The organism is Nocardia inohanensis NBRC 100128, from assembly GCF_001612945.1.
GTDB lineage: Bacteria > Actinomycetota > Actinomycetes > Mycobacteriales > Mycobacteriaceae > Nocardia > Nocardia inohanensis.
Genome location: NZ_BDBK01000008.1, coordinates 660,035 through 671,307, shown reverse-complemented (window position 1 = coordinate 671,307; position 11,273 = coordinate 660,035). Strand labels below are relative to the sequence as shown.

The window sequence follows — 11,273 nt, the reverse complement described above, 5'->3', positions numbered from 1 at the left end:
ATTTCTCGGCGATCAAGTCGATGGCCGACGTGACCCCCGAGCTGATGAACCAGTTCAGCGAGGGCACCTTCACCGACCTCATCGGGCTCAAGTTCACCGAGATGGGACCGGACAAGGTCGCCGGTGAATGGGTCGTCACGCCGCAGCTGTTCCAGCCCGCCGGGATCGTGAACGGCGGCGTGTACTGCACTGTCATCGAAACCCTGGCCAGTGTGGCGGGCAGCTGCTGGCTGGGGGAGCGCGGGACCGTGGTCGGGGTCAACAACAACACCGACTTCCTGCGGGCCGTGCGCGAGGGCGTGCTGCGGGGCGAGGCGACGCCGGTCCATCGCGGGCGCTCGCAGCAGCTGTGGGTCGTCGTCATCACCGACGAGCAGGATCGGACCGTGGCGCGCGGGCAGGTGCGGTTGCAGAATCTGGCCGCTCAGAACTGAACTCGGCGCGGCCGACTCGCCGAAACATAGAGGTAACGCGGGGCGTGTCAGAATGACCGGCGACCGCCCCGCGACCTCGGTGAGGAGCCCGAATGCGTTTGACGCCGCACGAGCAGGAACGCCTGCTGCTGAGTTACGCGGCCGAACTGGCCCGGCGGCGGCAGGCACGCGGCTTGAAATTGAACCATCCCGAGGCCATCGCGCTGATCACCGATCACGTGCTGGAGGGGGCGCGCGACGGGCGCACCGTCGCCGAGCTGATGGCCTCCGGGCGCACCGTGCTCACCCGCGCCGACGTCATGGACGGCGTACCGGAGATGATTCACGACGTGCAGGTCGAGGCCACCTTCCCGGACGGCACCAAGCTCGTCACCGTCCACCACCCGATCGGATGACGCGCGTGATTCCCGGTGAATACCTCTGTGCCGAAGGCACTATCGAAATCAACCCCGGCGCGGACCGCATCGAACTCGATGTGGTGAACGACGGCGACCGCCCGGTCCAGGTCGGCTCGCACGTGCACTTCCCACAGGCGAACTCCGCGCTGCGCTTCGACCGCGAAGCCGCGCACGGCCGCCGCCTCGACATTCCCGCCGGCACCGCGGTGCGCTTCGAACCCGGTCTGGGGCAGCGGGTTTCGCTGGTCCCCCTAGGTGGCGCCCGCGAAGTGCACGGAATCAGCCTCACCCCGCCCGGAAAGCTGGATGCCTGATGGAACTCTCCCGCGCCCGCTACGCCGAACTCTTCGGGCCCACTGTCGGCGACCGGATTCGCCTGGCCGACACCGACCTGCTCATCGAGATCACCGAGGACCGCAGCGGCGGACCGGGACTCGCCGGTGAGGAGGCGGTCTTCGGTGGCGGCAAGGTACTGCGCGAATCCATGGGACAGGCGCGCGCCACCCGCGCCGAGGGGACGCCCGACACCGTCATCACCGGTGCGGTGATCGTCGATTACTGGGGAATCATCAAGGCCGACATCGGGATTCGCGACGGACGGATCTGCGCCATCGGCAAGGCCGGTAATCCGGACACCATGACCGGGGTGCATCCGGATCTGGTGGTTGGGCCGTCCACCGAGATCATCGCGGGCAACGGGCGCATCGTCACCGCGGGCGCCATCGACTGTCACGTGCACTTCATCTGCCCGCAGATCCTGGACGAGGCCATGGCGGGCGGCATCACCACCCTCGTCGGCGGCGGCACCGGACCGGCCGAAGGATCCAAGGCCACCACCGTCACGCCCGGCGCCTGGCATCTGGGCCGCATGCTCGAGGCCACCGATTCCTGGCCGGTGAACATCCTGCTGCTCGGCAAGGGCAATACCGTGCGCGCCGAGGCCATGTGGGAGCAATTGCGCGGCGGCGCGGGCGGTTTCAAACTGCACGAGGACTGGGGCACCACCCCGGCCGCCATCGACGCCTGCCTCACCGTGGCCGATGCCTCCGGCGTCCAGGTGGCGCTGCACTCGGACACCTTGAACGAGGCCGGATTCGTGGAGGACACCCTCGCGGCCATTCGCGGGCGGGCCATCCACTCGTATCACACCGAAGGCGCGGGCGGCGGCCACGCACCCGACATCATCACCGTCGCTTCGTACGCCAACGTGATGCCGAGCTCCACCAACCCGACCCGGCCGCACACCGTCAACACCCTCGACGAACACCTCGACATGCTCATGGTCTGCCATCACCTGAGCCCGTCCATCCCCGAGGATCTGGCGTTCGCCGAGAGCCGGATTCGGCCCTCGACCATCGCCGCCGAGGATCTGCTGCACGACCTCGGCGCGATCTCCATGATCGGCAGCGATGCCCAGGCCATGGGTCGCATCGGCGAAGTCGTCATGCGCACCTGGCAGACCGCCCACGTCATGAAGCGCCGCCGCGGCGCACTGCCCGGCGACGGCGCGGCCGACAACAACCGCGTCCAGCGCTACGTCGCGAAATACACCATCTGCCCGGCGGTTACGCACGGCCTCGACGCCGAGATCGGCTCCATCGAGGTTGGCAAACTCGCCGACCTGGTGCTGTGGGAACCCGCGTTCTTCGGTGTCCGCCCGCACGCGGTGATCAAGGGTGGCGCGATCGCCTGGGCCGCCATGGGTGACGCCAATGCCTCCATCCCCACCCCGCAGCCGGTCCTGCCGCGTCCCATGTTCGGTGCGTCGCCGGTGGTCGCGGCCGGCACCTCGCTGCACTTCGTCTCCGAGGCCGCCATCGAGGACAACCTGGCCTCGCGCCTGCGCGTGAACCGCAGACTGGTCCCGGTCGCCAACGTCCGCAAACGCGGCAAGGCCGACCTGCCCAACAACGAGGCCATGCCCCGCATCGAGGTCGACCCCGACACCTTCACCGTGCGCATCGACGGGGAAGTGTGGGCCGAGGAACCAGCCCGCGAATTGCCGATGGCGCAGCGCTACTTCCTGTTCTGAGGTCGCGGCCGCCGCGAGGGAATGTGCGAATTCTCTCGCGGTGCGCGTAATGCTGGAAGCCCGTCCGGTGCGGGGGCAGACTGCGATCATGACCTCATCCGATTGGGCCGCAGTCGATCGCTATCTCGTGGACACCCTCGTGGGCGAGGAGGACGCGCCCACCCTGCGGGCGAACGCCGAGGCCGGGCTGCCCGCCATCGACGTCTCGCCGCCGCAGGGGAAGTTCCTCTATCTGCTCGCGAAATCCATTCGGGCGCAGCGGATTCTGGAGATCGGCACCCTGGGTGGTTACAGCACGGCGTGGCTGGCGCGCGCGGCCGGTAAGAGCGGGCAGGTCGTCACGCTCGAATTCGAGGAGAAGCACGCGCGGGTGGCACGCGAGAACCTCGACCGCGCCGGGGTGGGGGATCGGGTGGAGATTCGGGTCGGCGCGGCGCTCGACAGCCTGCCCGTGCTCGAGACCGAACGGCCCGAGCCCTTCGATCTGGTGTTCATCGACGCCGACAAGGTGAACAACGCCAACTATGTGCGATGGGCCTTGAAGCTGACCCGGCCCGGGTCGGTCATCATCGTCGACAATGTGGTGCGGCAGGGCGGTATCGCCGATGCGGAATCCACCGACGCCGCGGTCCAGGCCAGCCGTGACGTGATCGAATTGTTCGCCGCCGAACCGCGATTGGACGCCACCGTCTTGCAGACCGTCGGCGGCAAGGGCTGGGACGGTTTCGCCTACGGCATTGTGCTGGACCAGGACTGAGCGGTGGCCGGGTCGCGCCCGCGGGCCCGGAAGTCCTTGCGCGGCATCGCCGTCGTGGCCGCGCCGGTCGCCACCCTGGCCCTGGTGGTCGGCGTGCTGGCCGCCATCATGTGGGACGCCGACCACCCGGCGTCCGCGCGCACCGGTGCGGTCGAACCACAGCCGACCGTCAGCGCTTCGGACACCGCGGCCCACCCCGCCGCGCACTGACACGGTTGAATAGGCGGCATGTCGAAGCGCCGCAATTCCCGCCCGGAACCCGTGGAGTGCCCGTGCGGACTGCCCGCCAACTACTCGGACTGCTGTGGGCGATTGCATCGCGGTGAGGTGAAGGCGAGCACCGCCGAGCAGTTGATGCGTTCGCGATTCAGCGCCTTCGCCGTGCAAGACGAGGGGTATCTGCTGCGTAGCTGGGACCCCGAAACCCGGCCCGCCGACGTCGATTTCGATCCCGGTCTGCGCTGGGACCGCCTGGAGGTGCTCGGCTCCACCGGCGGCGGACCTTTCCATACCGAGGGCACCGTCGAATTCCGCGCGCACTATCGCGCCCACGGGACGGCGGGTCAGCTGCACGAGAACAGCCGATTCCGCCGCGACCGGGGTGCGTGGGTGTACCTCGACGGCGAAATCGAGGACTAGCCGCCGACCGATATCAGGGCCAAGGGCGCGCCGAACGGATCGGCGATGACACCCAGGCGGGACGGGCCGGGCATGTCCCGGGCGGGCTGCACGACCGAGCCGCCGAGATCCACCGCCCGCGCGATGATCGCATCGACGTTCTGGACGCGCCGCGTTCTCCCACGCGGCATCGGTGTAGTGCCAGCCGAATACCGTGCGGTAGAAGGCCATCGCATCGGCAGGTGTTCGCGCCGCCGCGTATTCGATCCAGCACGGATTGTGTACCTCGCCCCAGCACTCCGAACCGGGGTCGGTGATCGGCTGCGCGACGCCGTAGGCCGCGCCGTGCGCGGACATGCACCCGGACGGGACCACGGCCCGCGCATCGATACAGACGAGGCCCGGCGGCCGAATTCATCGCCGGTCAGGCGCGAGCGGCCGCCTCGAAACCGTCACACAGGGCGCGCAACCCGGAATCGAGCAGGCTCTGCGGATCCAGCAGATCCGAGCCGCCGGTGCCGTGCAACGTGGTCAACGCGGGCGGCGTGGGCCACAGCGGTACGCCGTCGAGCAGGGCGGTCAGGCCCGAGCGTTCGTCGTCGGCATCGGTATCGCGTTTGGGAAGTAGTAGCGCGCTCACCTGCTGAAGTGCCACGCCCGCAATGTAACTCCACACCGACAGCGACATGCGGGTGGCCTCGCGAGTGTCCACGCCGAGTTCGTGGAAGCCCTCCACCAGCCAGGCCAGCACGATCAGGCTGTGCTCACCGAAGTTGTAGCGCGGCACCGCGAAGGTGAACAGCACCCACGGATGTTCCTGATACAGCCGCCAATCCACCTCCGCGGCGATCCGCACCCGGTCCCGCCAGGTCCAGTCCTGCCCGTCGGCGGGCGGATACGGGTTGCGCCGCGAGACCTCGTCGGTCATGGCGGCCAGCAGGGAGTCCTTGTTGGGCACGTGCCGGTACAGCGACATGGCGCCGACGCCGAGGCGGTCGGCGATCCGGCGCATGGACAGCGCGTCGAGTCCGGCCTCGTCGGCCAGGGTGATGGCGGTGTCGACAATGGCGGCCCGGGTGAGCTTGGCCTCGCTCATCGGCTTAGTAGTTTCCTTCCGGTGCCGGGAATGCGTACACTGTACCCGGCTGTTGCGTACGTCGTACGCGTCGCTCGGATCGGGCGGCCTCCACATTCGAAGCTCGCCCGGAAGGATAAGTGATGCCGAGCACCCTCGTACGCTCAGATGCCACCACCTCGCGTCGCGCCTGGCTCGGTCTGGCAGTGCTACTGCTGCCCGTACTGCTGGTGTCGATGGATATGTCGGTGCTGTATCTGGCGATGCCGACGCTCACCGACAGCCTGGATCCCTCCGCCACCCAGCAGCTGTGGATCCTCGACATCTACGGATTCATGATCGCCGGACTGCTCATCACCATGGGCAATGTGGGCGACCGGATCGGGCGGCGCAATATCCTGCTCGCCGGAGCGACGGTGTTCGGGCTGGCCTCGATTCTCGCGGCGTTCGCGCCGAACGCCGCCGTGCTCATCGCGGCGCGCGCCCTGATGGGGGTGGGCGGCGCGACCCTGCTGCCCTCCAGCCTGGCGTTGATCTCCACCATGTTCCCCGAGGCGCGGGCGCGCGCGACCGCCATCGGCATCTGGACCGCGTTCTTCGCGGGCGGGTCGGCGGTCGGGCCGATCATCGGCGGCGTACTGCTGCACCACTTCTGGTGGGGGTCGGTGTTCCTGATCAATACGCCGGTGCTGCTGGTGCTGCTGGTCTTCGGGCCGCTGCTGCTGCCCGAGCACAAGGCGGCCGGGCGCGGACCGCTGGATCTGCTGAGCGTGGGGTTGTCCATCGGCGGCATCCTGCCCATCGTGTACGCGGTGAAGCATTTCGCGGCCGAGGGCTTCGACGCGCCGGTGATCGGGATCGGGCTGATCGGTGCGCTGCTGCTGGTGCTGTTTGTGCGCCGGCAGCGGGTGCTGGCGGAACCGCTGCTGGATCTGAGCCTGTTCAAGCGCGGATTGTTCTCGGTGGCAATCGGTTCCAGCACCGTCGGCATGCTGGCGCTGGCCGGGATGAGCTTCCTGACCAGCACGTACTTGCAGTCGGTGACCGGGCGGGACGCCTTGCAGGCGGCGCTGCTCGGCATTCCGATGGCGGTCGTGGTGTTCGTGACCTCCATGAGCGGCGCCCGGATCGGGCGCTGGCTCGGCACCCGCGGCGCGTTCGTGCTGGCGCTCGGCATGGCGGCGGTCGGCAACCTGATGCTCCTCGGTGTCGGCGTGCACGGTGGAATCGGCTGGTACATCGCCGGTTCCGTGGTCGCGGGCGCGGGTCTGGGCACGGCGTTCACGCTGGTGTCCGAGGTCGCGGTGTCGTCGGTTCCGGCCGAGCGGGCCGGGTCGGCGGTCGGCATCTCCGAAACCAGCTTCGAGCTCGGCAACGGGCTGGGTCTCGCGCTGCTGGGTTCGCTCGCGGCGCTGGTGTTCCGCAACGGCGGGGACTTCGGGTCCACGCTGGGGGAGACGATCGCGCACGCCGGCGGTAATTCGGCGCTGATCGAATCGGCGCGCGAATCCTTCGTCGACGGTATGCACGTGGCGACCACCGCCGGTGCGATCCTGCTGGCGATCATGGCGCTGGTCGCCGCGTTCGCGCGGACCGGCACCCCGGAACGGACCGAGGCGCCGGCGCGGCCGGTGCACTGAGTGGTCAGTTGCCGAACACGGTGGCGATCGCCTCGGCGGCCCACTTGTTCAAGGGCGTGACGATCCGCTGGTGCACCCAGCGGATCGGGCGCGTCACACACGCCGTCCAGATCGTGGCCAGCAGGGCCAGAAGTGGTTGCAGCACAGTTCGGTACAGGTAGCGGCAGGGGATCACCACCAGGTAGTTCACCACGGTGGTGGCCACCTGCCAGCCGAACACCACGATCGCGCCGAGCGCGAGCAGTACCGGACGCAGCAGCCAGCGCCACAGCATCCGAAGCGGCCAGAGGATCAGCCAGCGGCCCAGGAATTCGAAGACCGCGGCCAGCAGGTCCAGCAGCTTGCCGATCTGCTCGAAGCTCCAGCGGACCGCCCGGCCCAGCGGCGCCAGCACCCGATTCCGCACCCATAGGTCGAACGGGTGGATCACATACGCGTTGGTCCAGGTCAGGCCGGGCCGCAGCACATCTCGCCACAACCACACCAGCGGCACCACGATCAGCCATTTGCCCAGGAAGAGCAGTCCTCTGCCGATCTGCATCAGCGACCAGGCCAGCAATCGCAATCCCGGTAGCAGGATGCGCCGCCACAACCATTCCTCGACGGCCTTCTTCAACGGGCGCAGCAGGAAGTCGAGCAGGAACGCACCCAGTGGGGTCAGCACCATGCCCCACAGCAACTGCTGGATGAGCAGCCCCCACAGATAGTTCTTCGCGAAAGCCCAGATCGGCCGGATTACCCAGTACCAGAACAGCTTTGCCAGCGGGGCCAGTAGTTCTTCGAGGAAGTACCGCAGCCCCGCCCGGAACATACGGCCGAGCAGTTTCAAGCCCTCCCACACCAGCCGCGGTGGTACGAAGATCACCATCGCGATCGCCCGCGCGATCCAGCCCGCGATCGAAACCCGCTCCGGCGTTACCTGATCCGGATTCGGTGTCACCATGTTCGTTCCCCTTCCCCGTGCACCGGAATACATCCTGATCGAGGAATTGCTTCGCGCCCAGCGTATTTCCACTCAGTTCGCCAACGGGAAACAGCGCGGGGATTAGAGTCGTTACCGTGACTGAGAATTCGGCACAGAGCAGTGCGAATCCAGAATCCAACGGCAGACCCCTCGCCGAGCGAGTGGCCACCAGACTCTTCTATCCCACTTCCCGCCCGCGCGAGAAAACCTTGCGCGAGGCCGTATCCGGGCGTGTGGTGCTGATCACCGGGGCCTCGCATGGCATCGGCAAAGCCGCGGCCCAGAAGCTCGGCGCGGCGGGCGCGATCGTGCTGCTGGTGGCCCGCAGCAGCGACGACCTGGAACAGGTGGCCGCCGATATCCGCGCCGCCGGCGGCATCGCCCACGTGTATCGGGCCGACATCAGCGATATGGCGGCGGTGGAAGCTCTCGGCCGCACCCTGCTCGCCGAACACGACCACATCGATGTCGTGATCAATAACGCGGGCAAGTCGATTCGCCGCCCCCTGAACGAATCCTACGATCGCTTCCACGATTTCACCCGCACCATCGACGTCAACTACCTGGGCCCCGTCCGGCTGCTGCTCACCCTGCTGCCGAGCATGTGCGAACGCCGCGAGGGTCACATCGTCAACGTCTCCACCTGGGGCCTGCGCATGCCCCCGGCTCCCCGCTGGGCCGCCTACGGCGCCTCCAAATCCGCCTTCGACGTCTGGCTCCGCACCGTGGCCACCGAAATCGCCGCCGACGGCCTCACCACCACCTCCGTCTACCTCCCGCTCGTCCACACCCGGATGAGCGCCCCCAGCGACTTCAGCGGCGTCCCCGGCCTCACTGCCGACGAAGCGGCCGACCTGCTCTGCCACGCGGTGGTCTCGCGCCCCTTGGAAATCTCCCCCTGGTGGACCGGTCCCGTCCAAGCGTGGTCCGAACTCCGCCGCGGCGCTGCCCAGCGTTTCATGGAACGCAGCTTCCGCCGCTGAGCCCGCCGCGCAGTCGGCTCGGGTCGTACCCACCGACCGGGTCCGCGTGACCGACCCGGTATTACGATCAACCGGTGATCGACCCGGATGTGCGCCCATGAGCCTGGCGACCCTGCTCACCCTCGCCGACTCCCGCCTCCCCATCGGCGGCCACGTGCACTCCGGCGGCGTCGAGGAGGCCATCACCTCCGGTCTCCTGCGCGACGTCCCCACCGTCGAGCTCTACCTCCGCCGCCGCATCCGCACCTCCGGCCTGGTCGCCGCCTCCCTCGCCGCCGCGGTCTGCGCGGGCACGCTCACCCCTGCCCGCGCCGAACAAGAAGCCGACGCCCGCACCCCATCCCCCTCGGCCCGCACCGCCTCCCGCGCCCAGGGCCGCGGCCTGCTCCGCCTCGCCAAACAGGTCTGGCCTCAAGCGGATTGGCGCACTCTCGGTCCCCGCCCCCACCTCTCGACCGTCTTCGGCGTCGTGGGAGCCGTCTCCGCCGAATCCCCGCAGGACATCGCGGCGGTGGTCGTCTACACCACCATGACCGGCGCGGCCACCGCCGCCCAACGCCTGCTGGCGCTCGACCCGGCCGCCGTCGCAGCCTGCACCATCCGGCTGGCCGCCGTCTGCGACCAAACCGCCCACGAGGCAACCAAATCCCTCGCCACCCTCTCCGACCCCCTCCAAGACGTCCTCGCCGAACGCCACCTCACCCGCGATATGCCGCTCTTCGCCTCATGATTGGTCGCGAGGCCCCGGGATCGCCACGATGACCTCGCCCTGATCCCCGCCGCCCGCGAAATCCTCACCGGCGCGGACCATGCGCCGTTCCCCGCTGTCGTCAGCGGACACGCCGGCATCGACGAATCCGTGACGCCGGTACAACGCGATCGCCGCGGCATTGGCGGACTTCACCGACAGCGCGACCGTGCCGGAGTTCGCCCACTCCACCACGGCGCGCACCGCGGCATCGCCCACACCTCGCCCGCGTGCGAACGGGGCGATCCACAGCGAGCGCAGTTCAGCGGTGCCGTCTTCCAGGAAATCGCCGCTCACCATGCCCGCGGGTGAACCGTCGAGACGAAGCACGATATTGAACGCCATGGCCTCCAGCCGTCCGCGCCAGCGCGGCTCGGTGTCCCCGGGACCGGACCATTCGGCAATCGTCGAACCGAACGCCGCAGCCGATTCCGTGAGCGCTTCCCGCCGCAGTTGCCGCCACAGCCGCCAGTCGTCGGGGGTGAGGAGCTGGAAATCGATCACGCTGCCACCTTTCTCGGTTGACGGATGTGGTTGGCGAACGAGCTGGCGGGGGAGTTGGCTACCTTGCTCCGGCCGCGCGGAGTCCGAAATCCGCGTCGACACCTACTGCACCAGGCACAGCTGCTGGGGCGGACCCGGTCAGACGGTCCACCTGACATATCTCCCGACCGGAGTCACCGCATGTGGCGAGGCATACGGCAGCACGTCGTCGGCGGCCGGGCGGCATGCGATGCGGGTGCTGGCCGCGCGGCTGTCCGCCGTCGCCGAGGGCCGTGCGGTGGCGAACGACTTCGCGCGGGGATCGATGGTCGCGCGTGGTGCGGGCGAACCGGAGACCGTCCGCACCTACGACCTGATCGCCTGGCGGGTTACCGACCATCGGCGGGCCATCACGCTGCCCGGGCCGTTCGAACCCGAAACCTTGGATTCGATCGGCGAAGCGCTCAGGACCCGATCATGAGGGGGCGATGGGGGTGCAGTTCCACGATCGCCACCAGATCGCCGTAGGGGACCGCGCCGTGGGCCAGGCGATGGGCCATGCGGGCGAAAGCGGTGCGGGCGCCGTACTTGATGCGCATCCCCTCGCGGATCTGGGCGGCCAGGTAGGTGTTGTTGACGATGTGGGCGGTGCCGTAGTGCTGGCGGGAGCCGAGGGCGGGACGACCTCGCCAGTCACCGGCTTGGATGAGCACGCGGCCGTTGTATGCCAACTGTTGCGCCTCGGCACCGTGAGAGGAGAGGACGAAGGCCAGGCGGCCGTATTCGGCGGGGACCACGAGGTGGGGTGTGGTCGCGATGGAGTTCTCGGCGATGGGCCGGGTGACCAGGACGGATTTGGCGTCCCACCAGAGGGAGCCTTGATGCCAGGTGGTGGGCGCCGGGGGAGCTCCGGGGGCGGGCGCGGGCTGGGGGTGGAAGGTCGCGGTGGGTGCGTTGTGTGTTGTCATGATCAGTGAGCTCCAAAAGCTTTGTGGTGCCGTACCTTTCGAACAGGCGTCACGCGTCCGTGGGTGACGTGGGGAGTGACTCGGCCCGGATCGAGCGGGGGTGCGCGCCGCGAATTGTCCCGATTCCGAGGTTAGCGGGGCTTACGAGTCGCTGCCATGACCCCTGGTCTGCG

General features: G+C 68.6%; 16 protein-coding genes. 11 read left to right on the top strand and 5 right to left on the bottom strand.

Going from position 1 to position 11,273, the window contains the following annotated elements; all coding sequences use genetic code 11:
• The first annotated feature begins 20 nt into the window (after window positions 1-20).
• The 7 genes from NI1_RS18845 (at window position 21) to NI1_RS18815 (ending at window position 4,260) form a co-directional block, all read left to right on the top strand.
• Window positions 21-434 (top strand): PaaI family thioesterase, encoded by a 414-nt coding sequence (locus NI1_RS18845; protein WP_067822679.1) that lies wholly within the window; start codon window positions 21-23, stop codon window positions 432-434.
• A gap of 92 nt (window positions 435-526) precedes the next feature.
• The gene (locus NI1_RS18840; RefSeq protein WP_067821992.1) at window positions 527-829 is read left to right on the top strand and encodes an urease subunit gamma; all 303 of its coding nucleotides are present in this window, start codon (window positions 527-529) and stop codon (window positions 827-829) included.
• Between the two features lie 5 nt (window positions 830-834).
• Entirely contained in the window at window positions 835-1,146 is a 312-nt protein-coding gene (locus NI1_RS18835; RefSeq protein WP_067822677.1) for an urease subunit beta, read from the top strand.
• Window positions 1,143-2,864 carry an urease subunit alpha gene (locus NI1_RS18830; RefSeq protein ID WP_067821990.1) on the top strand — a complete coding sequence of 574 codons (1,722 nt, stop codon included), beginning with the start codon at window positions 1,143-1,145 and terminating at the stop codon, window positions 2,862-2,864. Before NI1_RS18835 ends, NI1_RS18830 begins: the two co-directional genes overlap by 4 nt.
• Window positions 2,865-2,952: 88 nt before the next feature.
• Complete coding sequence (locus NI1_RS18825; RefSeq protein ID WP_067822674.1) at window positions 2,953-3,621, top strand: O-methyltransferase; 669 nt, start codon at window positions 2,953-2,955, stop codon at window positions 3,619-3,621.
• 3 nt (window positions 3,622-3,624) lie between these two features.
• A complete protein-coding gene (locus NI1_RS18820; protein ID WP_067821989.1) occupies window positions 3,625-3,831 on the top strand; it encodes a hypothetical protein in 207 nt (68 codons plus the stop codon).
• A gap of 18 nt (window positions 3,832-3,849) precedes the next feature.
• Window positions 3,850-4,260 carry a YchJ family protein gene (locus NI1_RS18815; RefSeq protein WP_067821986.1) on the top strand — a complete coding sequence of 137 codons (411 nt, stop codon included), beginning with the start codon at window positions 3,850-3,852 and terminating at the stop codon, window positions 4,258-4,260.
• On the opposite strand, the gene NI1_RS38000 is transcribed toward NI1_RS18815, so the two are convergent.
• Both NI1_RS38000 and NI1_RS18810 read right to left on the bottom strand, forming a co-directional pair.
• Window positions 4,257-4,430: a VOC family protein gene (locus NI1_RS38000; RefSeq protein ID WP_157535187.1), complete on the bottom strand. Its 174-nt coding sequence runs from the start codon at window positions 4,428-4,430 to the stop codon at window positions 4,257-4,259. The genes NI1_RS18815 and NI1_RS38000 overlap by 4 nt on opposite strands.
• 233 nt (window positions 4,431-4,663) lie before the next feature.
• Complete coding sequence (locus NI1_RS18810) at window positions 4,664-5,335, bottom strand: TetR/AcrR family transcriptional regulator (RefSeq protein WP_067821983.1); 672 nt, start codon at window positions 5,333-5,335, stop codon at window positions 4,664-4,666.
• A gap of 122 nt (window positions 5,336-5,457) precedes the next feature.
• Here NI1_RS18810 and NI1_RS18805 point away from each other — a divergent pair, with 122 nt between their 5' ends.
• Window positions 5,458-6,954: an MFS transporter gene (locus NI1_RS18805; RefSeq protein WP_067821982.1), complete on the top strand. Its 1,497-nt coding sequence runs from the start codon at window positions 5,458-5,460 to the stop codon at window positions 6,952-6,954.
• Between the two features lie 4 nt (window positions 6,955-6,958).
• Here NI1_RS18805 and NI1_RS18800 read toward each other — a convergent pair whose 3' ends face one another.
• Window positions 6,959-7,897 carry a hypothetical protein gene (locus tag NI1_RS18800; protein WP_067821980.1) on the bottom strand — a complete coding sequence of 313 codons (939 nt, stop codon included), beginning with the start codon at window positions 7,895-7,897 and terminating at the stop codon, window positions 6,959-6,961.
• A 116-nt stretch (window positions 7,898-8,013) separates the two neighbouring features.
• Between NI1_RS18800 and NI1_RS18795 the strand changes: the two genes are divergently transcribed.
• Together NI1_RS18795 and NI1_RS18790 are read left to right on the top strand one after the other, a co-directional pair.
• The gene (locus NI1_RS18795; RefSeq protein ID WP_245663287.1) at window positions 8,014-8,901 is read left to right on the top strand and encodes an SDR family NAD(P)-dependent oxidoreductase; all 888 of its coding nucleotides are present in this window, start codon (window positions 8,014-8,016) and stop codon (window positions 8,899-8,901) included.
• A 97-nt stretch (window positions 8,902-8,998) separates the two neighbouring features.
• Window positions 8,999-9,631 carry an urease accessory protein UreF gene (locus NI1_RS18790; RefSeq protein WP_067821970.1) on the top strand — a complete coding sequence of 211 codons (633 nt, stop codon included), beginning with the start codon at window positions 8,999-9,001 and terminating at the stop codon, window positions 9,629-9,631.
• On the opposite strand, the gene NI1_RS18785 is transcribed toward NI1_RS18790, so the two are convergent.
• Window positions 9,626-10,153, bottom strand: a complete 528-nt coding sequence (locus tag NI1_RS18785; RefSeq protein WP_067821968.1) for a GNAT family N-acetyltransferase — start codon at window positions 10,151-10,153, stop codon at window positions 9,626-9,628. The two genes, NI1_RS18790 and NI1_RS18785, sit on opposite strands and share 6 nt — an antisense overlap.
• Before the next feature lie 229 nt (window positions 10,154-10,382).
• On the opposite strand from NI1_RS18785, the gene NI1_RS18780 reads away from it, so the two are divergent.
• Complete coding sequence (locus NI1_RS18780; protein WP_067821966.1) at window positions 10,383-10,613, top strand: hypothetical protein; 231 nt, start codon at window positions 10,383-10,385, stop codon at window positions 10,611-10,613.
• Here NI1_RS18780 and NI1_RS18775 read toward each other — a convergent pair.
• On the bottom strand, window positions 10,597-11,100 hold the full coding sequence (locus tag NI1_RS18775; protein ID WP_067821964.1) for a hypothetical protein: 504 nt from the start codon (window positions 11,098-11,100) through the stop codon (window positions 10,597-10,599). The two genes, NI1_RS18780 and NI1_RS18775, sit on opposite strands and share 17 nt — an antisense overlap.
• Window positions 11,101-11,273 lie beyond the last annotated feature (173 nt).

Excerpts from the sequence above, each read along its gene's own strand:
- NI1_RS18775 (WP_067821964.1), bottom strand. The coding sequence starts at position 11,100 with ATGACAACACACAACGCACCCACCGCGACCTTCCACCCCCAGCCCGCG.
- NI1_RS18780 (WP_067821966.1), top strand. The coding sequence starts at position 10,383 with ATGCGGGTGCTGGCCGCGCGGCTGTCCGCCGTCGCCGAGGGCCGTGCG.
- NI1_RS18805 (WP_067821982.1), top strand. The coding sequence starts at position 5,458 with ATGCCGAGCACCCTCGTACGCTCAGATGCCACCACCTCGCGTCGCGCC.
- NI1_RS18825 (WP_067822674.1), top strand. The coding sequence starts at position 2,953 with ATGACCTCATCCGATTGGGCCGCAGTCGATCGCTATCTCGTGGACACC.
- NI1_RS18790 (WP_067821970.1), top strand. The coding sequence starts at position 8,999 with ATGAGCCTGGCGACCCTGCTCACCCTCGCCGACTCCCGCCTCCCCATC.
- NI1_RS18815 (WP_067821986.1), top strand. The coding sequence starts at position 3,850 with ATGTCGAAGCGCCGCAATTCCCGCCCGGAACCCGTGGAGTGCCCGTGC.
- NI1_RS38000 (WP_157535187.1), bottom strand. The coding sequence starts at position 4,430 with ATGCCGCGTGGGAGAACGCGGCGCGTCCAGAACGTCGATGCGATCATC.
- NI1_RS18800 (WP_067821980.1), bottom strand. The coding sequence starts at position 7,897 with ATGGTGACACCGAATCCGGATCAGGTAACGCCGGAGCGGGTTTCGATC.
- NI1_RS18845 (WP_067822679.1), top strand. The coding sequence starts at position 21 with ATGGCCGACGTGACCCCCGAGCTGATGAACCAGTTCAGCGAGGGCACC.
- NI1_RS18840 (WP_067821992.1), top strand. The coding sequence starts at position 527 with ATGCGTTTGACGCCGCACGAGCAGGAACGCCTGCTGCTGAGTTACGCG.
- NI1_RS18810 (WP_067821983.1), bottom strand. The coding sequence starts at position 5,335 with ATGAGCGAGGCCAAGCTCACCCGGGCCGCCATTGTCGACACCGCCATC.